This is a genomic window from Sulfolobus acidocaldarius SUSAZ, from assembly GCA_000508305.1.
Classification (GTDB): domain Archaea; phylum Thermoproteota; class Thermoprotei_A; order Sulfolobales; family Sulfolobaceae; genus Sulfolobus; species Sulfolobus acidocaldarius_A.
In genome coordinates, this window is sequence record CP006977.1 from 1578204 (window position 1) to 1597756 (window position 19553).

General features: G+C 40.3%; 17 protein-coding genes and 1 pseudogene. 10 read left to right on the forward strand and 8 right to left on the reverse strand.

Annotation, left to right across the window (positions count from 1 at the left end):
- Nucleotides 1-323: 323 nt before the first annotated feature.
- Nucleotides 324-746 carry a methyltransferase gene (locus tag SUSAZ_08945; protein AHC52036.1) on the reverse strand — a complete coding sequence of 141 codons (423 nt, stop codon included), beginning with the start codon at nt 744-746 and terminating at the stop codon, nt 324-326.
- Nucleotides 747-911: 165 nt separating this feature from the next.
- Here SUSAZ_08945 and SUSAZ_08950 point away from each other — a divergent pair, with 165 nt between their 5' ends.
- The 5 genes from SUSAZ_08950 (at nt 912) to SUSAZ_08970 (ending at nt 4538) form a co-directional block, all read left to right on the forward strand.
- Nucleotides 912-1085 carry a hypothetical protein gene (locus SUSAZ_08950; GenBank protein ID AHC52593.1) on the forward strand — a complete coding sequence of 58 codons (174 nt, stop codon included), beginning with the start codon at nt 912-914 and terminating at the stop codon, nt 1083-1085.
- 67 nt (nt 1086-1152) lie between these two features.
- Complete coding sequence (locus tag SUSAZ_08955; protein AHC52594.1) at nt 1153-1311, forward strand: hypothetical protein; 159 nt, start codon at nt 1153-1155, stop codon at nt 1309-1311.
- 354 nt (nt 1312-1665) lie between these two features.
- On the forward strand, nt 1666-1848 hold the full coding sequence (locus tag SUSAZ_08960; GenBank protein ID AHC52595.1) for a hypothetical protein: 183 nt from the start codon (nt 1666-1668) through the stop codon (nt 1846-1848).
- A gap of 555 nt (nt 1849-2403) precedes the next feature.
- Nucleotides 2404-3651 carry an FAD-linked oxidase gene (locus SUSAZ_08965; GenBank protein ID AHC52037.1) on the forward strand — a complete coding sequence of 416 codons (1248 nt, stop codon included), beginning with the start codon at nt 2404-2406 and terminating at the stop codon, nt 3649-3651.
- The gene (locus SUSAZ_08970; protein AHC52038.1) at nt 3648-4538 is read left to right on the forward strand and encodes a hypothetical protein; all 891 of its coding nucleotides are present in this window, start codon (nt 3648-3650) and stop codon (nt 4536-4538) included. The genes SUSAZ_08965 and SUSAZ_08970 overlap by 4 nt, the downstream gene beginning before the upstream one ends.
- Nucleotides 4539-6169: 1631 nt before the next feature.
- Here the strand turns inward: SUSAZ_08970 and SUSAZ_08975 are convergent.
- A complete protein-coding gene (locus SUSAZ_08975) occupies nt 6170-6397 on the reverse strand; it encodes a hypothetical protein (protein ID AHC52596.1) in 228 nt (75 codons plus the stop codon).
- A gap of 210 nt (nt 6398-6607) precedes the next feature.
- On the opposite strand from SUSAZ_08975, the gene SUSAZ_08980 reads away from it, so the two are divergent.
- The gene (locus tag SUSAZ_08980) at nt 6608-6715 is read left to right on the forward strand and encodes a hypothetical protein (GenBank protein ID AHC52597.1); all 108 of its coding nucleotides are present in this window, start codon (nt 6608-6610) and stop codon (nt 6713-6715) included.
- A gap of 233 nt (nt 6716-6948) precedes the next feature.
- Nucleotides 6949-7128 carry a hypothetical protein gene (locus SUSAZ_08985; GenBank protein ID AHC52598.1) on the forward strand — a complete coding sequence of 60 codons (180 nt, stop codon included), beginning with the start codon at nt 6949-6951 and terminating at the stop codon, nt 7126-7128.
- Nucleotides 7129-7585: 457 nt separating this feature from the next.
- On the opposite strand, the gene SUSAZ_08990 is transcribed toward SUSAZ_08985, so the two are convergent.
- From SUSAZ_08990 to SUSAZ_09010, 5 genes are all read right to left on the reverse strand, one after another.
- Nucleotides 7586-8353, reverse strand: a complete 768-nt coding sequence (locus SUSAZ_08990) for a hypothetical protein (protein AHC52039.1) — start codon at nt 8351-8353, stop codon at nt 7586-7588.
- A gap of 1050 nt (nt 8354-9403) precedes the next feature.
- A complete protein-coding gene (locus SUSAZ_08995; GenBank protein ID AHC52040.1) occupies nt 9404-9745 on the reverse strand; it encodes a hypothetical protein in 342 nt (113 codons plus the stop codon).
- 925 nt (nt 9746-10670) lie between these two features.
- Nucleotides 10671-11666: an FAD-dependent pyridine nucleotide-disulfide oxidoreductase gene (locus tag SUSAZ_09000; protein AHC52041.1), complete on the reverse strand. Its 996-nt coding sequence runs from the start codon at nt 11664-11666 to the stop codon at nt 10671-10673.
- 1 nt (nt 11667) lies between these two features.
- Nucleotides 11668-13317 (reverse strand): pyruvate dehydrogenase, encoded by a 1650-nt coding sequence (locus tag SUSAZ_09005; GenBank protein ID AHC52042.1) that lies wholly within the window; start codon nt 13315-13317, stop codon nt 11668-11670.
- 202 nt (nt 13318-13519) lie between these two features.
- Nucleotides 13520-14956 (reverse strand): aldehyde dehydrogenase, encoded by a 1437-nt coding sequence (locus tag SUSAZ_09010; protein ID AHC52043.1) that lies wholly within the window; start codon nt 14954-14956, stop codon nt 13520-13522.
- Nucleotides 14957-15048: 92 nt separating this feature from the next.
- On the opposite strand from SUSAZ_09010, the gene SUSAZ_09015 reads away from it, so the two are divergent.
- Entirely contained in the window at nt 15049-15927 is an 879-nt protein-coding gene (locus SUSAZ_09015) for a fumarylacetoacetate hydrolase (GenBank protein ID AHC52044.1), read from the forward strand.
- Between the two features lie 106 nt (nt 15928-16033).
- Here the strand turns inward: SUSAZ_09015 and SUSAZ_09020 are convergent, their stop codons facing one another.
- Entirely contained in the window at nt 16034-16945 is a 912-nt protein-coding gene (locus SUSAZ_09020) for a peptidase (GenBank protein ID AHC52045.1), read from the reverse strand.
- Nucleotides 16946-17517: 572 nt separating this feature from the next.
- On the opposite strand from SUSAZ_09020, the gene SUSAZ_09025 reads away from it, so the two are divergent.
- Both SUSAZ_09025 and SUSAZ_09030 read left to right on the forward strand, forming a co-directional pair.
- Nucleotides 17518-18081 carry a hypothetical protein gene (locus tag SUSAZ_09025; protein AHC52046.1) on the forward strand — a complete coding sequence of 188 codons (564 nt, stop codon included), beginning with the start codon at nt 17518-17520 and terminating at the stop codon, nt 18079-18081.
- 294 nt (nt 18082-18375) lie between these two features.
- A pseudogene (locus SUSAZ_09030) lies at nt 18376-19519 on the forward strand (transposase).
- Nucleotides 19520-19553 lie beyond the last annotated feature (34 nt).

A 19553-nucleotide genomic window follows, 5' to 3' on the forward strand; every position in this document is an offset into this window, starting at 1 on the left:
GTCATATCTTCAATCTTAGTTTTATGATCTCGGCAACTCAAATACCTGAGACTATTAAAAAGTAATTGAAGACCCTTGTAGAGAGATCTGTTTTTCAGCTACCTCCATTTATCATAACTGTGTAAGTTGTCCTCTTTTATTTTACCCAACAAAGTCTCTTCAAGTGACAGTTGGATTACTAGATTCCTTTGTATCATAGGTTTTCAGGACAATGTGTAAAGTGAGAGTACAAACTCTTCTTATCATATGAAGAGGGTCTCGTTAAAAATTAGTTAAGTAAATGACACTAAGTAGTGAGAAGTAAAACCATCACTTAACACAAATTAGTGTTGATAAAACTTCTTTAACCACCACTCTGGGACCCTAATACTCTCTACCCTGTCAAAGTAGTCATAGGGCTTTATATCAAGGACTGGAGTCCCATCCACAGCGTTTATCCCTCTAACATGGAGCACATTACCCTCTACCTTTAGCAACTCGACAACAGATATCCCAATGGGATTGGGTCTTTCATGAGTCCTAGTGGCGAACACTCCTACCCTTACTCCCTCATGGAAATCTCTCACCAGATTACCGTCAAATTGGGAGAGGTGGAGGTGGTAGATAATTATCAGGTGTGAGTAGTCCTCTATACCTCTTAACCCTTCCTCATAGTCCTTGTCCACAACAATCTTCACTACATTCCGTCTTGATTGCGAGTTGTCTTCTCTTTTCACGTAGCCTATATACTTAAAACAGCACGACATCAAAAAACTCTAGACCGACAAGTATTAATCCTTTTCTGAAGGAGAGAGAACAAACCTTGCAAGATGCCTTCCTACATTTAAGATAAATATAGGACGTATATGTACCTGAGACTGCAACGTAACATGAGAAATAGTTTCTTAAGTTCGTGTAAAATCGTTTGAAGCATGAGAATATCTTGTCAGAATGAATTTATGACGACTTACCTCTTGTTAAAGGGCAAGGCTTGTCATTCTCTAGCAGGAGTTAAACTCAAACTTATTGAGGAAATGTTCGAAGAGGTTAATAGAATAGTTGAACAGCTTTTGATAATTAATGAGATTTTGAGTTTTATATCCTAATTTGTTATCAGAAATCTCATTAAACCGTATCAAACTACTTTAAGGCTCAATACTGTATTCGGTATAAATGATAATTAAGGTTGATAGTTTTCAAAAAACAGAAAATTATGGGAGCACTCCAGCTACTGTATATGATTTAAGGATACTAAATACAGCTGTATCCACGAGTACTTTAAAGAAATTCTCGTACACATATAGGGAGTTATATCCTGACCTTCTACGATGAATAAATATAACCCTTTTAAAAAACATAATATCATGCGATCTGAAAAGTTCATTAATTGCGCAATCGTATACCCAGACATAGAACGTAGTAATCATTCTTCAAAGTTATTTGAACAGTTGTACACTGAAAATTCTTCCCTTATTCAACTATACTACTGTCCTTTTTATACTTCAGAAGACAAGTCTAGTTGGAAATATAATCTACCTCTTGGCTATACTATTAAGTGTAACACACCTCTTACCTAACCACTCAACTTCAATCAATTTTGCGTTAATTATAGGGGTCTCCTTCTGTTCATAAGCCTTTTACTGATCGGGGTTAGACATTTCCAGGTTAGGAAGTGAATATAACAACTTGCTAACTGAAATAAGTGGGTTACTTGTACTAGAGCTAATAATACCAATCACTAGCTTCATCTTTGGACTCAGTGACTTAACTATTGCGTTAGCCGTCATTAGTATTGTTGGTGGTGAATTGACTAGTGTTGGTGCTCACCAAGTCCAGAGAGTACTAGAGAGTAAGCAAGCAGGGAAATAAATGGTTTACAGGTTGAAAAGAGTTTTGAGGTACAGCTTCGAGAGTGGTATGTGTGGTAATCAAGTAAGCTTTCTCCCCTTTTTCCCAATCTCCTTCACTCATGAACACAGTACTTCATGACTCACCTCTCCCAGTAGAGGACAACAGAGAGAGATTGACTGTGTTATCTTAGCATTTGAATTTCTGACCGTTGCAATGCGTTCTCCCTCGAACTTGAGAAATATCTGCCTAGATAGGGGTGAGGTACAAAATAAAAGTATGGAGAGTTTTATAAATACCGTGTTTGACTGCGTTATAATGGAAAAAAAGTAACTGAACATCTTTGCTAACGCTAAAAAACTGTTTTAACGAGTAAGGTCAAGTATCGTCCTCCCTACACTGTAAAATTAACGTGGTAAAGTCTCACAGCCTAGATAGGAGTATTACCATCACTAAGCATAAGTTAAATTATATAGAGATATTTCTTAAAAATTCATGTCGTCACTCATTCACATACTTTTAACCTTTCACTGAGAAAAGGTCACGCTTTAATACATAATCAACGTAAATATTATCATGGAAGCTGAGACCATAACCAAAACCTTTGAGAAGGAGTTCGGCGACAAGAAGTTCATCACCGACGATAAAGTCCTAGAGGAAGAGTCTAAGGCTCCATATCTGGTCTCCCCAGTCCTGTCTAAAATGGGCAAAAAAGTGATAGGTGTCATCATGGCAGAGGACGAGGAGGACATATACAGCGCTGTCAGGCTATGTGACACATACCGCATACCACTGCTAGCCAGGGGAGCTGGTACCAGTACTATAGGGCAAGTCTTACCCATTTCTCCCTTAACCATTGTCTTAGATATCAACAGAATGAGGGAAGTAATAGAGTCAGACGACACCTGGGTGAGGTTAACCCCCAGTGTAAAAGTGTTTAAGGCTCTGCAATACCTGAGAAAAAGGGGTAAAGAGCTAAGGGTCTATCCAAGTAGCTTCTACATATCCACCCTAGGAGGATACATAGCAGGGGGAGACGTAGGGATAGGCTCATTTCAGTACGGCTATCACTTCGATAACGGAGGGATAAACTCCGTCAAAGTCGTTGGACCCACTGGAAAGTATGAGCTAAGGGGTGAGGATACACTGGGAGTAGCCCAAGCTGCCGGGACCACTGGAGTAATCTCCTCAGCGGAGTTGGCAACAGTGGACTATGAGGACTGGAAGGACCAACTGGTCACGTTCAACAATGTAGAGGAGGTGACAAAGTACTTAGTGAAGATGAGAGAGTACAAGCCCAAGATAAGGAGGATTACAGTTGAAGACAAGGAAACACTCTCGTCAGTAGCCAAAGACAGGTTAGACAGGCTAGGAGAGTGGAACGTAATAATTGCTAGTACACTGAGCCTAGGAGAAGAGGTTAATATGAGGTTCCTAGACGAATTGGCATTTGCTGCAATTTACGTCACAATGAGTAGGTTGACCAGCCTCAAGGACTACTTCTACGAGGTCAGACTACTACCCTTAGAGGGCTTCTCAAGGGTGGTAAGGCAGGTTAAGAAAGCTTTAGGCAGTAATGTCTTTATTCACGGAGATGTTATGACCCTGAGGGGAGAGACAATAATCTACACAGTGTTCATGTCAGATAGGGGCAATTTCCCGGTCATAGACAGCATAATGACAAGGGAAGGGATCCCCTTTGAGATTCACTCAATAGAGGTGAACTACAGGGTAGACGAGGAATCCAGGTTAAACTTAATAAAGAAGTTGAAGAGAACCATAGACCCAAACAATATACTTAACCCGGGGAAGTTGATACTATGATGTTGAAGACCTTAATGGAAGTCATTGACGTCTTAGAGTCCAAGGACCCAGTGGACAAGGTCAGGGAGAGGTTAAAGGGAAAAGTAGATGGATACGAGGAGAAGCAGTTGGGCGAGGTCACCTACGTTAAGTGCCTATACCGGGGTAGAGGTAAGGAAAGAGTAGAGGTCCTGGGTAGGTTAGGGGCGATACAGGTGAGACAGGAAAAAGGCTTAGTGTCTGACGCTGACGGTGCAATAGTGAGCCTAGCTATCCTGTTTGAGTTGTTGAATTTAAGGGAGAAGGGGATTGAACTTGATGTTGACGTATCTTTCGTGACAAACATCTCCTTGGACGCCAAGCTAATACGCCATAGACCATTTAACTTCATGGTTCCACTAATTGGTCTTGACGAGGCGTTAAGAGAGGAGGTAGACGGGGAGGCTAACCTGATACTGTCCATAGACTCAACAAAGGGGAATAGAATAGCCAAGTATGATGACTTTGCCATAACCCATGTTATAAAGGACGGGTACATCCTGAAGGTGAATGACGAGTTAGTGGATATCTACAACAGGGTCACTGGGCATGAGGTATACTTCGTACCCCTGACCACGGGTGACCTCACTCCAATGGAGTATAATGTCTACCACATAAGTACTTTGGTCTCGCCTTGGCTGTACTCTAGCTCTCCTCTTATAGGGATAGCCACTGTATCGAAGCAAGTTGTCCCAGGTTACGTAACTGGAGTTCAAGACGTGGAGATGTTGGAACACGCCTCTAGGTTCTGCCTAGAAGTACTTAAGTACGTGGAGAAGGGAGGGAGGGTCTACGAGGAGAGTGAGCTGAAGGAGTTAAGGGAAAAGTTAGGAGAGTCGAGCCTCATGAGGTTAAAGAGGAATTTTTAGAAAGTCCAGGTATCCTAAACACTCAACCTCCTGAGTCCGATAACATAACACCTCATGTATATAAGACACATAGGCTCTAAGCCGCAGCCCAAATCACTGAAAAAAGACGCTATAGATTCTCCCAACATAAAAATCACAGAGGTTTTCCCAGAGATTAGTAAATCTCTACGCCTCCCTCTCGTCTATATATCCTCTTACTTACTGGAGAATGACCCTTGAAAGTACTAGACATATAGTGAAAGTGTATTAAAAGAGGAGGAGTACCAAAGATGTGTGAAGTCTAAGCAGAGAATAATATTTTCCCATATTAAACATCCTTGATACTTGATGGAAGGTATACGAAACAATTTAGTTTTTACAAGTTAGAACCAGCATAATGTCGTGGGTGAGCTAAGCTTTACTGAGAAATATCTGGATTTCTAAGCGTTTAACCAACGTTGATATTGCTTATGCCATTATACAATGTATTACTAAAAGGCACTCCTGTGTTTTAACTCTTCAGTGAAAACCCTCAATGTATAATTGGGCTTGTTAGATGTAAATAAGTGGAGGAAATTTCCCTTATATCACCACATTTAAGAGATTAACCTAAAATTTATAAGGGCACTGCAAAACAACTCATTACTCACATGATTAAAAGGAGCTGTCTAAAGGTATGACTTAATTAGTTCACCTATTTTGACCACTAGGAGTTCCAACATCGTTTATTACTATCTCAATGAGATCTCGCTTATTCTGCACAGAACACTTTGCTTTAGATTCTCATTATTAAAATTGTTACAAAATAATGAAAGCCTTTCCCTTTAGAGCGGGGATGTAAAAGAATAAATATGGAATGATAAGAGGAATTCTCGTCATTTATGGCAGGGAGGAAGTCAGGTATTTGTGGGTTAATAAGAGCTCTACTCCTCACTCAGTTATTCCATTAAGGCTCCCAATACACATATTCCTTTAATCCTGATCCTCACTCAGTTATTCCATTAAGCCCCTATTCAGCCACTCAGCTTCTAAATAATAGTCCATGAGTAAATTACATAAACTGAGTTTTAATAAATGAGAGAAACCATATAACCCCTAACCAGCTATTGGAGACCCCCATGCGAAGTTGAACCGATGTAAGCGTTAACTATGAAATATTGTTGAGGTTTCTCTGTTCTCATTTCATGAACACTTCACTGGGTCACGTTAATATCAGAATTTCACTTGGTGTACCGTAAGGTTATAAAGTAGAAGGCATACGCTCCAATAAAACTCCCGCCCAGATGATAGCTCCGCCATAAGAAAAGCCCGAGATAACAAATAGGAATCCCCTTAAACAGGCACTGACTATTGCGCCAAGTGCAAAGATAGAGGTTAGAATTACTTTCCAGCTTCTGTATCTCAAGGAGAGGCTCAAAGTGATAATGTTCAGGGCTAGTATAACGATGCCTTCGAGCATGCCATGTGAGGAATGGATCCGAGGCTGTAATCTACCTAATGAAAGCCGAGGGCTGTATAGGAGTAGAGGGTTGAACTGTAATGAACACATTAACATAATCTCCAGTCAAACCCAGGAGGAAAGAAAAGCCAGATCCATTACTAAGAGTGCCCTAATTGGCCTCCAAGGGTCGGCTTTTAGTTTCTTGTCGTTATTACGCCCTCTTTGTGGCTTCAACGTTTTCGTCTGGAGAGCCGCAATCCTCAGTCACTATGAGACTGTCGGGTGATAGGGCTATTACTTCTCTAGGGTTTAACGCTTGCCATAGGGCATGGGCGGAGAAGAAGGTACGGTATGAAGTACCCTTGAACTTGTAGTCGACTACTGAGTAGTTAGTTACGTCTCCTGCTACATAAATTAAGCATGTCCGTTGAGAGCTCATATTTAAGTCTCAGTAGAGAGATTTAAAAGGTTTATCGTTCTCCATGAATCAGTAAGGCTATTCTCCAGGTTCACGTATTAGTTTATACACTTGAACTTATAGTTGTCCACGGTAAGGTGTTTAGCTACTGGTGTTATGAGGAAGAGCTGACTTTTTACCCGCCATAGATTGCGAGGCTTTAACTAATTTATTAACTCTTTACGCTCGATCATGGAAATTGAGGGAAGGGTCTCAGTTCCTACAGGAGTGAGACCTATTAACTTAACTGAGACTCATAGGAGTATACCCACTCGCCTTAGAGATAAAGTGGATGTATAATGACAGATGGATAGAAAGAGCTATGAAAGGAACTATAACTTGTCCTGAGAGAGCGGTCACTATCTAGAGGTATGGGAGGAGTACAGAGGTCTAAAGGAATTTGTGGTCAGAGTGCTCAGCTACATCACCTATCAGGTCGCGACTCCGTCATCACCAATTAACTTTCAGATCGAACGAAAATAAATTATGAGTACTCTCTTCTTTCAACCTCATAACATATTATTCCTAAGCTTATGAAGGGTATGAACGTGAATTCTGGGATATTGTGTTTTAGTAGACTAAAGCACTTAACCGAGAAACTGTTTTTGTTTGGTAAAACACAATATCCTCATGGGTTACTTTATATTATGGACAGTGAGAAGTTGAAGAGCATAATAGTCGATCAGAGGGAAAGTATGGAAGACCTATTGTAGAAGCAGAGAATAATAAAAAGAGACGTCCCTTTTGATGTATCCAACTATCTGAATCACCCAACTGTGTTAATTGTCTTGGGGGACAAACGGTTAGAAGATGCGGTAAGTCAATCTTTTCCTATACGCTCTTAAAGGACATCTTAGATAACTTTGCCTATATTAACTTTGATAAAAGAATTACAAACCTCGCCCTTTAGGGCGGGGAGTGGGTCAGATCCTTTCCTTTCTTGATCTCGAGTGTAACAGAGTGAAGGACAAATTCTCATTTTTCCTAGCATAACACAAAATATTGAATGGAGTTTCAGCTCGCCTTATCAACCAGATCTACTTTATTCAAGGGTAACTAAAGCCTATCTAATCAAGAAAGTGAACTTCTTATACCTGTTCTCGAAACCCTGAGGAGAGTTCTCACCCATTATCCCATTAACTCACGTGTTAATGTTGTTTAAAACAGACCTTACTCTACCACCATTGACGAAATTATTGTAACTCCCTCTTTCTCTAACTCTTCTTTAACCTTCTTGTCAACATAATTGGCCACAAGGAAAAGTTTAACTGGTTTATTGAAGAGCTGTGGGATCAACTTCTTTCTGACCACCATTTGCTCTAACGCACCCTCATCTGCGAAGTTCTTTATCTCGAAAACGTAAACATAGTCATTGGTTTCATAGAAGTCCACTTCAAATATCCTACCCTTATCTATTACACCTATCGTATCCACAATATTACCGTGTTTAACCTTTTCTGGGTCTATCCCGTGTAGCTCTAAAGCCTCTTTATACACCATCATTATGGTCTTCTCTAGACCCTTACCAGCCCTGTTGGTAAAACTACCTATCTCTGTTGAGAGCTTTATGGTGAGCTTGCTGACCTCCTTTATGTCGTTGGACAACTGTTTTACTGCTTCCTGTAGTCCTCTTATGGCTTCACTGTGTTGTTTTACTGTCTCTTGTAAATTTTTTATCGCTTCACTGTGCTCTCTTAGTATCTCTCCTTGTTGTTTTACTGTCTCTTGTAAACTTTTTATCGAGCCTCCTTGTTGTTTTATTGCTTCCTGTAATCCCATTATCCCCTGTTGCAAATTTCTGATAGCTTCAGTATTTTCCTCTAACCTTTTTATCACGACTTCATCTTTAAGTCTATCATAAATTTTACTAACTAAGGTTGAAATAAACTTAGGATCTTCTAATAGTTTTTTAACCATGTCGTCGCTTTCGCTAGCCATATGTTCATTACTCCACAAGAAAAGATTTATACTTTTCCCTGTTTACTGGATTTATGGCCAAGTTTGCAGAGTCGGTTCCTCGCCTCACACCAAACGCTCCTTAATGATAAAATCAAATTGTCATCACAGGAGGTAATCAATTAGGGCTATCGACCTCCCCCTCCCATTATTTTGTCAATGGACTTTTTACTCTTCTCTCTAAATTATGCGAAAGTCCTTTAACGTCAAAGATAATAAAGTGTGGTCATGGTTAGAATCTTCGATTAAAGAGGTTCAAAACTCTCAACTCCGCAAATTTAAACCTTGCTTTGGAAAGAGTCATATGTCCTGTGAGAAAGTCACTACATTGCTGGAATATCTTAAGACTCTCAAGACACGCAAGAAGTAAACTACAAGAGACAGGGTAACTTTCTAACTACACCTCCATAACACCCATTTCGTAAAAGGCTTAAAACTGTCGTATATGAAAAATTCAGGACTCTGTAGGTGTAGTCTTACACTAAAGGACAAAGGACGACGTACCCCCGCCTAAACCTTACTTAAACTTCACTGACCAAACTTAAACCTCCAAAGCAACCATTGAACCCCATTCGCTAAGGTAAGTAATATTTATAAAAAGTATTAACTAAACATTTTCACATTACTTCTAAAGACCTGGATCACCTAAGGCGTTGGCTAACCCTACTTGTAGTATTCTACACAGTGTTCGTAATTTCCAACATTGCCGTTGTGAAGTACTTTGAGCGTCTCTTTCTAAGAATGCTAGGTGTTCTTCTGACCAACCGTATACCCAAGAGCTACCCCAGGAAATCAGATATATTGAAAAATATAGTCTCCCTGTAGATGAACAGTAATGTATATGGATAATGCCCGTAGCACCTCAATTAAGTCTATCATCATCTCCTTACCATTTTTTCAGGAAAGCTCATCCCCAGCGGTTGTGAGGGGCAGAGATGAGGTCTTTGTGAATAGAGAAGAGTCGTATATGTCAGCAGATTCATCAACCTTGCCTTTGTAACTACAATTTATACCTGTAGATTTACAGTTCATTCAAATCTCCATGTGCTCCCTTTCATTCTCTATTATCCATTCAATCTCTTTGTCCCCAGAGAACCTCTCGAGGTAAAAATTGATAGCCCCTGCCTCTAATCTCCTTATAACTGCTTTAGTAACCTTCAGACCGAAGATTGAAACCAGTAGACCAAAGACGAGAAGTGCGTAATAGATAGGCTTCTCTAGGTAAGACGACCTGAACTTCTTAAAATAAGTCCAGTGTGATAATTCCTGGTGGTAAGCCTTCTCTAACTCCTTGAGTTTAAACCTCATGTAAAATGCCTTTGCTAAACCCGTAGCGCCTGCCTCACCGAGTAATGCTAGGTAATATTTGTCCATATTTATAACTTTAATGTAATCAAAATAAACCCGTGTAATAATAAACCAAATTAAACTAAATAAACCGAGGTTGAGATTGTAGTTGAGAGTATAAAGTATAAGACAGAGTGAGTCTGTTAAAGAAAACAGTTAAGGCTACTCAGTTCACATCTGACTTTTTCCGCCCTAGAGACTGCTCTAGTATTATCTCGTGAAGGATAAAGGGTAGAGGAGGAGATGTGAAACCTATTGAAAAATTAATTTGAAAATCGACCTGCCTTAAGTGGTTATATAGGTTTTATTACCTTATCATGTTTTTTCCTCTATGGAGGGTTTTCACTTATACCATTTAGACTACATCTAGCTTGTACTAATACCCCTTTTTAATAGAAGTGGGGAAATTTTCCTTCTCTTTATTATCATGAAAATATTAACTCACACGAAGAACTTAGTTACCCTGAGTTTTCAATGGGAAGTTAATTTGAGTGTATATTCATTCAGAACAACACATATCTATATAATAAAAAAGGGGAGCAAACGTTGAACCATAAACTGGAAAATAATTCATGGTGTCTGGCTATAACGCTTAATGATGACGAGAAGAGAGGGTATCAGAAGTTATATGAACCTTTTTTATGAACCCTATGAACTTTAGCAATTCATAACACATGAGGTAGAGACACTTGATGATTAGGTAACTAAATTGGTCAGCTCAGCGGTCTTAATCACCACTCATTCCGCGGCGCCATGATTTTAACTCATCATCTTTTCAACAGGGAATAATCGACTGAAATTATTACTACTTCCCTTAAACATTATCTCATGCCCTGAGTAGTTATCAGGCTTTTCTGCCCTGTAATTATACGTAAAAAATTTTGAGGGTCAACAAGTGTGTAATCACCCGATCTAAAAAACACTTACTTAAAGTCCTATCTATATCGTCATCCTATCCCTTAAGCCTTTCTGGTAACATTAATGACTCGGTGTAGGCTATACTTCTCAACAACTTGGCTGAGTTACCCTCCACATAGTTATCACCAAAGTCACCAAAGAAGTTCTCCCCAACCCTCAGTATTGTAGCTAACCTCTTAGGTTTAAACTCAACCTCCTCTCCCATGGCATTCCTCATGGCTACCCTACCAGACATTACAGCTACATTAGCTGACATGGGGATGTCCTCGTTTTCGAATGTCGCACAGTCACCTGCACCATAAATGTCACTAAACTCAACTAACCTCAAGTACTTATCAACAATTAACCTGTGGTTCTTATTCCTGTGTTCGATTGTGTCTATAATCTGTGGACCTTTAAGACCACCAGCAAAGATCGTCAACTCGGACTTCACAAAGCCGTCGGATGTAACAACACCTTCTTTAGTTATCTCCTCTGCACTCACTTTTAGCATCAAGTTCACACCGAGTTCTGTTAACAACTTTTCAGCCCTCTTCGACGACCCTGTGGTCATTGTCGGCAGTAGCCTGTCCCTCCTGTGGATTAATGTAACGTTCTTTCCCCTGATGTTCCCAGCCAACTCCACGCCTGTAGCACCTCCTCCGACTATGACTACGTTCTTTACTTCCTCAAGCCTCTTCCTCAGTGCTACAGCGTCATCAAGTGTCTCTATCTTATGTGCGTACTCCCTTGCACCTTTTAATCTGGGCAAGTTTTGGTGATGACCTAGGCTAACTATAAGTTTGTCGTACCTTATCTCCCTCTCCCTATCCAGTATAACCCTCTTACCCTTATAATCTATTTTCCTTAACTCACCCAACACAACTCTCTTGTATTTTACTGTCACGTCTCCTAGCTCTTTAAGACCACATATGTAGTCTATGACCCAGGGGGTTAGGAGAAAAAAGTCCTTCTTGTCAATAATTACTGCATTACTGTTCTGATTGTAAGCTGAAACACCTGAAAACCCTCCTCCTACTATCACTATCAACCTAGTCACCCTGTAGCTTCTCCCTGAATATCGAGAGGACGTACTCCCCTGCCTGTTTAAAAGTCAGTTTAGGTGGCATAGGTCTCTCGTTTGGATCCACTACTGCGTCAAGTACGGCCCCTCCCTCTGCATTAAGGAACTCCTCAATGACACTCTCAGCCTCACCGGGTTCCTCTAACTTGAACCCCTTAAAGCCCGTTGATTCAGCTAGTTTGGAGAAGTCTGGATTGAGCAGATCAACACCCCACTCTGGGTAACCCATGACCTCCTGTTCAAACTTTATCATCCCCAGCTTCGAGTTGTTGTAAATAATGACCTTTACAGGAAGTCCATACTTCTTTGCTGTTATTAACTCCATCATGGTCATTGTGAATCCCCCATCACCTGCAAAGGCTATTACTTGTCTCTCCCTGTTTGTGGCTAACGATGCACCTACAGCTCCAGGGACTCCTATTCCCATTGACCCAAGCCATGAGGAGAAGACAAATGTCTGTTTTCCTGAGGCTCTAAAGTGCCTTGCAGTCCACATTGTCACATTACCTGTGTCTGTAACTATCACAGCATCATCTTTACACTTCTGTGAGACTATGTAAGCTACCCTCTGAGGCTTCATGGGTTTGTCTGAACTGCTCTCCTGCTTACTGATCTTGTCGAGCCAGTCCTCCTTCTCCCCTTTTAACTTCTCATAGAACTTCTCCTCCTTCTCCTTAACCTCGATCTTGAGAAATTCCTCTGCAGGAATTGGTAGGGATATGTCGACATTAATCCTCTTTCCTATGTTTGATGGGTTTAAGTCGACCTGAATTACTTTAGCGTCTCTGTTCAGAAAGTTCACGTATGGGAATGAAGTTCCCAATAGGATGAGCAGATCAGCCTTGTCCATTGCAGATATGGAGGGCTTTGTCCCTAATAGTCCTATTCCTCCCATTACCTTGGGGTCTAGGTCAGGTAATATACCCTTCCCGTTAAGGGCGTAGATTACTGGAGACCCTATCTTCTCTGCAAACTTGTTTATATGTTCCCCGAGACCCCTTGCTCCACCACCTATCATTAAGATTGGCTTTTTACTGTTATCTATAAGTTCTTTAACCTTTGAAAAGTCCACACTGTACTCCACCTTAGGGACAATCTCCTCTCTTTTACCCTTATACTCTGAGGACTTCCTCAATATATCTGCAGGGAGGTTTATGTGCGCAACTCCCCTCTTGGTGACAGCCTCCCTGATAGCCCTTCTCACTGTGTACTCTGCGTTGTCAGGGTTAATGAGGATTTGGTTATAGACTGCAACGTCGTCAAATAACTTGACTAAGTTGACCTCCTGGAAGTAGTCGTGTCCTAGCATATCAGACTCCACTTGACCTGAAAATGCTATGACAGGTACGTGGTCCATCTTTGCGTCATATAAGCCATTCAATAGGTGTATTGAGCCTGGTCCAGAGGTACCCATACATGCCACAGGTTTGCCTGTGATCTTAGCCTCAACTGATGCGGCAAATGCAGCCCCTTCTTCATGTCTAACTTGGATGTAGGATATTTTTGACCTCCTTACCGCGTCAACGAGTGGGTCTATTGAGTCTCCAGGGATACCGTAGATCCTCTGGACTCCGCTCTCCTCTAATACTTTTGTTATCACTTCGGCTACAGATTGCATATATATAATAAGGTGTCTTTCTATAAAAATATTATGTAAAGAACTTACAGTTGTAGAGTCTATCTTGACAAATGAACATGGGCAAGATAACGGCAAGCCCTTCCCTTAAGGACGGGGAGAAGAGATGAGATTGTAAAAAACCTAAAGGGGAATGTTGAGTAAAGACACCCACTCTCTAGTTTTCACCACAACTATGTCGTGACTACCATCCCTCATATACAGTTTTTTCCCTCAAGTAAAACTCTAGAGCCTCCTCACCCATCTCCTTCCAGGTTGTTGCCCCCGAGTTCTTAAACCCACCAAATGGTGCCTGTAGCTCTAGACCAACAGTTGGCTTATTCACCTTTATCACTCCAGCCTCAACTTCTCTCACAAACCTGTTTATGGCTTTTATGTCCATTGAGACTATACCTGCAGTGTGACCATACTCCACGCTATTGACGAGGGAAATTGCCTCGTCCAAGTTCTCAGCCTCAGTTACAGTTAAGACAGGTCCAAAGATCTCTTCCTTGAATAATCTCGATTCAGGTGTAACTCCGTCAAATATTGTGGGCTCTAAGAAGTAGCCATTACCTGGAATCACGTTTCCTCCATAGATCAGCTTATATCCTTCTCTTTTTCCGATTTCCACATACTCCAAATCCTTCTTGAACTGACCCTCGTCAACTACAGGTCCCATGTCAACTTCATCAGTACCCTTACCTACCTTCCATTTCCTTACCCTCTCTAAGAGCTTTTGCTTGAAGTGGTTATATACTTCCTTATGAACTATAAGTCTACTAGTGGCTGTACAGGATTGGCCGGTCAATCCAAATGCTCCCCTTACAGCTAACTCTGATGCTAACTCCAGGTTAGCACTCCTGTCCACATAAAGGGCATTCTTTCCCCCCAACTCCAACTGGATCCTCGTCATCCTGTTCTTATCACCCACTAACCTGTAGATCCTCTTTCCCACTTCGGTAGAGCCTGTAAATGACACAGCTGATATGCTCTCATCAGATATTATCATATCACCTAATTCCCCTCCTTTGCCTACAACTAGGTTGACAACTCCATCAGGTAGTCCAGCCCTGGAGAGTATTTCAACCAACTTAGCTACTAACAGAGGGGTCTTGGTGGCAGGCTTTAGGACCACTGTATTGCCTGTGGCTAGCGCTGGGGCTAGTTTCCACACCGGTATTGAAAGGGGGAAGTTCCATGGTGTGATGAGGGCAACTACGCCCAAGGGCTCCTTCAAGGTGTAGATCCTTGAATCAGGGTCAGCTGAGGGCAGTGTCTTTCCGCCTATTTTAAAGGCTAGGGCACCGTAGAACTTCAGGAGGTTGTAACTCCTAATCACTTCTGCCATGCTGTCCTTCAGTGTCTTCCCCTCCTCAAGTGTCATAAGTAGTGCTAGGTCTTTTGCCTCCTGTTCCATTAACTCTCCTGCCTTAAGGAGTATTTGACCTCTCTTTGGGGATGGGGTCCTTGACCACTCCTCGAACTTACTCAGAGCCCTGTTCAGGGACTCCTTTAAGTCGTCTTTTGTAAATAGTCTTATTTTAGCCAACACGTGTTCCTTGTCGGCAGGATTTATGTCCAAGTACTCCTCTCCACTACCTCTTATCCACTTATCTGCTAGTTCTTGATATGATTTTATCATATGTATTATCTTATCATTCTAATTTTTATCATATAATGTTAACATGTTTGCTATTACATTTAAATACAGTCACGAGTAGAGGGTTATAAATGAGAATATTTAGAGTAGTAAAGAAGGGCTCACATAACGTACATTACGCTATAGTAGGAAACGATGTAGTAAAGTTAGATGAAGACCCAGTTAAAGCGTTAATTAGGTATTCTGAAAGTAAAGAGATTTTAGGCGACAAGGTAGTAGGGTTCAACCTTGAGGAACTGCTCACAAAGTTTAAGAGTGGGGACACTAGGATAACTAAGCCCTTTGACCCCATAGAGGTGTGGGGGTCAGGTATAAGCTATGAGATGGCTAGGGAGAGGTATTCAGAGGAGGATGTGGCTAGAATAACGGGGAAGACAATTTATGAGAAAGTGTATGACGCAGTGAGACCGGAGATATTCTTCAAGGCTACAGGAAACAGGTGTGTGGGACATGGGGAGGCGATAGTGGTGAGGAGTGACTCAGAGTGGACTCTGCCTGAACCTGAGCTGGCTGTTGTGATCGATTCTAGGGGGAAAATCCTGGGTTACACTATATTAGACGACGTGTCAGCTAGGGACTTGGAGGCTGACAACCCACTCTACTTACCTCAATCAAAGATATACTATGGTTGCTGTGCCTTTGGTCCGTTTATTGTAACACCAGATGAGGTGGGTAACCCCTACAGCCTTGACATAAGGCTAAAGATAATGAGGGAGGGTAAAGTGCTCTTCGAGGGTAGTGTGAACACGAACAAGATGAGGAGGAAGATCGAGGAGCAGATTCAGTACTTGTTGAGGGATAACCCAGTCCCTGACGGGACTATACTGACCACTGGTACTGCAATAATTCCTGGAAAAGACAAGGGGTTGAGACACGGAGACGTGGTGGAGATAAGCATTACCAAGTTGGGCACTCTGTTGACTCCTGTTGTGAAAGGTACAAAATGGTAAAGGGATATTAAAGCTATCGATATGTCTTTTTCTTTAGACCTTTGTTGACACGTCTACGTGTGTTTGTGCGTTTAGACGTGTATAGCATAAACCACTTTTTTTCCTTCTACTCCTCCTCTACACCCTTCTCATAACCTCCTTGATAGACTCTGTCTATGAACTCCAGAATTGTCTTCAAGTACTTCTCCCTCTCCTCCCACATTGCCATGTGTGAGCTGTTCTCGAAGACCACTAGTCTAGAACCTTTAATCCCCCTGTGTATAAGCTCTGCGACATTTGGTGTCACCTCATCATACTTACCTACTGTTATAAGAGTCGGTACAGTGATCCTCCTCAACTTCTCTGTCAGGTCAACGTCCTTTATTGTCCCTATGATGGTGAACTCATTTGGACCGTTCATAATCTCGTAGGTCTTCCTCCTCTCCAGGTATTCAAATGTCCTCTTCACAGCCTCAGGCATCTGGTCTAACCTCAAAAGGTGTCTCCTGTAAAAGTAGTTTACTGCCTCCAAGTACTCTGGATTCTTATAGTCCTTAAGCTCATCATATTTCCTTATTGCTGACTTATACTTCTCTGGTAAGTCATTTATTAACCTCTGCATCTCCTCAACAGTATATGGTACACTGGAGAGACCGCTACTGACTATTAGCCCCCTGAGATTCTCCTGGTATTTGATTGCATAAGCCAGAGCTAACAACCCTCCATAGGAGTGTCCTAGGACAACTACCTTGTCGTTGAACACCTGCTTCCTCAGTTCCTCTAGTTCCTCTACACCGTAGTCAACTGTGTACTTACTCGAGTCCTTAGGCTCCTCGGATCTACCACACCCAAACTGGTCATAGAACAGGACATTCACTCCGTAGTTTGACAGTTCAGATAATGGTTCTAGATAATCGTGGGAACCGCCAGGTCCACCGTGAAGAGTTATCAACTTCTTCTGACTGTTTACCTTGTAGAGCCTATAGTAGATCTTTAGTCCAAAAATGTTTTTATAACCTTCTTCGGTCTCCATAACCATATTTTTTTATTTAGGTATTTTAGTTTATCGACTTTAAAAATACCTTATATATACTAATTTGAAACATCTCAATTTATTTTTGGCTCATTTGACATTAAACTTGGGTTCTTCCAACCTTAAAGGGCGAGAATTCCCTCCCTTTACAAAGCTTCTCGATAACTATTCCATAGAACAGTTCTTAGGATTAAAATAATCTGAGAAAAATTTGATGAAGAACATAATTTGCCAAACCTTATGGATTCCATTAATGTCGTTACCAAGTAGTATTTTCTAGGGGGAATTTTTCTAATGAAGTTAACATTGCTTATTAGATATTATAATTCATAAAATACTAAATTTATTTAAATTATATATATACAAAGATTTTAAATAATCATACAACTACATGATGGAAAAATCACTACTATATACTTTAAGAACTTTGTAAACAATGAGTAAATTAATTTAAAAATAGGTTAGATTCTTAATTAATAGGATGAGCATTTATTAGTTGAGACCCTTTAATAAACAAATAGTTATTATGTATATAAATTATGAGAAAATTTTATATTTTAGAAAGTATATAAATACTTATGACTGAGCAAAAAAGAGCGAATCCAGCTCCACTTGGTCTATCAGGTTTCGCCTTAACCACACTGGTTCTAAGTACCTTTAATGCAGGCCTGTTATCCTCTTCTGGAGTCGGAGTGGTCTTAGGGTTAGCTGCATTTTACGGTGGATTAGCCCAATTATTAGCTGGAATATTAGAGTGGAGAGCGGGAAATACATTCGGATATACAGCCTTCTTCACTTATGGAGCATTCTGGGAGTGGTATTTCCTTACAAGCATTGGGGTATTCGGAAATGTAACTGCAGCTGGCGTTGGACTAGTGTTAATAGCATTCGGTATTTTCACACTAATAATGTGGTTCGGTACATTTAAGAGTAATTTGGGATTATTCTTAACATTCTTATTATTGTGGATAACCTTCTTCCTTTTAGGAGTAGGGGCTATGACTGGAAATGTAGGATTATCTCACGCAGGGGGTTATATGGGAATATTAACAGCTATAGCGGCATGGTATACTGGTTTAGCAATAGCAGTTTCAGAAAGTTTAGGAGCGAAAGCTCCATTAGGAAAAGCTCCAATGTCATAAAATATAAATGTCATAAAATATAAATGTCATAAAATATAAATGTCATAAAATATAAATGTCATAAAATATAAATGTCATAAAATATAAAGGTAAAAGTTTTTTATATTTATTTATTTTTCATATTTTAATACATGGTTGTCGTAATGATAAAAATTTATTGACTCTTTTACTAAATAATGAAAGCCTCGCCCTTTAGGGCGGCGGGGATGTAAAAATATAGAATGATAAGAAAATTCTCGTCATTTATGGTGAGAATAATAAAATTTAAAATTTCTTTCCCTCTTTCTTAATTTTATGAGTAGGGGAGTTAGTAAGAAGGGTGGGAATGGAATCATCGCTATTATTAGCCTTATGATTCCCCTCACTCCTCCCCTACTCATTCTCGTCTCGAATTATGAGAAAGGGTTGAAATATGTTCTTAATTGGTTGAGGGAAAATAAGCCTGAAAAGGGATTATTAAGTAAAGTTCATAATGCAACTTATCAAGTGCTTAAAGATAGGTTTAATCTTCATCCTAAGTTGGCTCAAGATTATTATAGAGATGCAATAGCAATATATAAGAGTTGGTTAAAGAATCCTAAGCGTGGTAGATATCCTAGGGTAAGAAGAGTATCAGTTTGGTTAACTCATAATATTTCTTATAAGCTAGACCTTGAAAACATGAAAATATGGATTAGGGATGTTGGTGAATTGCCAATTCTAGGTTATCCTAGGAATCTTAATTTTTATAAGGGTTGGAATATTAGGGAGGCTAGGCTAGTTTTAAGGCAAGGTAAAGTATTTTTGAAGGTAAGTCTTTTCAAGGATTATAAGGAACCTTTAGTTAAGGATGGTGTTGATATTAATATGTATGAGGTTGTTGTTGGTAAGGATGATAGTTAATATGTTAGGATTCCGACTCATTTGGCTGATGCTCGTCATTTCAAATCTTTAGCTGAGGGTTTGCAGAAGAAATATGATAAAAGATGGAGGGAGAATGAGAGAATACTAAATAGGATTAAAAGCTATCATAAAAAGGCTAGGAGTATTTTGGAGGATTCTGCAAGAAAGGATAGTAGGTTGTTGATGTTGTTAAATTAATGAGTGTTGATGCTATTTTTCTTGAGGATTTGAATAACATGATTGAGCGTGTTAAGGATTTGCCTAAAAGGTTTAGGGATAGGTTGTATTTGATGGAGTATTCTCGTATTCAGTATTGGATTGGTTGGGAGGCTAAGAAGAGTGGTTTGACTATTGTTTATGTTGATCCTCGTTATTCTTCTACTCATTGTCCTAAGTGTGGTAATAATATGGTTGAGGTTTCTCATAGGTATTTTAAATGTGTGAAGTGTGGTTATGAGAATGATAGGGATGTTATTGCTATCATGAATCTTTATGGGAGGGGTCTCTGACCCTCTCGACTGCCCCTCATATGAGAGATGTAAGCCCGAACCGATGAGGAGAACCCTCATAGCAGTGAGGAAGTCAGTAAA

Bases quoted from the DNA above. Each gene is read 5' to 3' on its own strand.
- SUSAZ_09005 (AHC52042.1), bottom strand. From the start codon at position 13,317: ATGCAATCTGTAGCCGAAGTGATAACAAAAGTATTAGAGGAGAGCGGA.
- SUSAZ_08975 (AHC52596.1), bottom strand. From the start codon at position 6,397: ATGAGCTCTCAACGGACATGCTTAATTTATGTAGCAGGAGACGTAACT.
- SUSAZ_09025 (AHC52046.1), top strand. From the start codon at position 17,518: ATGACTGAGCAAAAAAGAGCGAATCCAGCTCCACTTGGTCTATCAGGT.
- SUSAZ_08985 (AHC52598.1), top strand. From the start codon at position 6,949: ATGAAGGGTATGAACGTGAATTCTGGGATATTGTGTTTTAGTAGACTA.
- SUSAZ_09020 (AHC52045.1), bottom strand. From the start codon at position 16,945: ATGGTTATGGAGACCGAAGAAGGTTATAAAAACATTTTTGGACTAAAG.
- SUSAZ_08980 (AHC52597.1), top strand. From the start codon at position 6,608: ATGGAAATTGAGGGAAGGGTCTCAGTTCCTACAGGAGTGAGACCTATT.
- SUSAZ_08995 (AHC52040.1), bottom strand. From the start codon at position 9,745: ATGGACAAATATTACCTAGCATTACTCGGTGAGGCAGGCGCTACGGGT.
- SUSAZ_08955 (AHC52594.1), top strand. From the start codon at position 1,153: ATGATAATTAAGGTTGATAGTTTTCAAAAAACAGAAAATTATGGGAGC.
- SUSAZ_08970 (AHC52038.1), top strand. From the start codon at position 3,648: ATGATGTTGAAGACCTTAATGGAAGTCATTGACGTCTTAGAGTCCAAG.
- SUSAZ_09015 (AHC52044.1), top strand. From the start codon at position 15,049: ATGAGAATATTTAGAGTAGTAAAGAAGGGCTCACATAACGTACATTAC.
- SUSAZ_08965 (AHC52037.1), top strand. From the start codon at position 2,404: ATGGAAGCTGAGACCATAACCAAAACCTTTGAGAAGGAGTTCGGCGAC.
- SUSAZ_08950 (AHC52593.1), top strand. From the start codon at position 912: ATGAGAATATCTTGTCAGAATGAATTTATGACGACTTACCTCTTGTTA.
- SUSAZ_08990 (AHC52039.1), bottom strand. From the start codon at position 8,353: ATGGCTAGCGAAAGCGACGACATGGTTAAAAAACTATTAGAAGATCCT.
- SUSAZ_08945 (AHC52036.1), bottom strand. From the start codon at position 746: ATGTCGTGCTGTTTTAAGTATATAGGCTACGTGAAAAGAGAAGACAAC.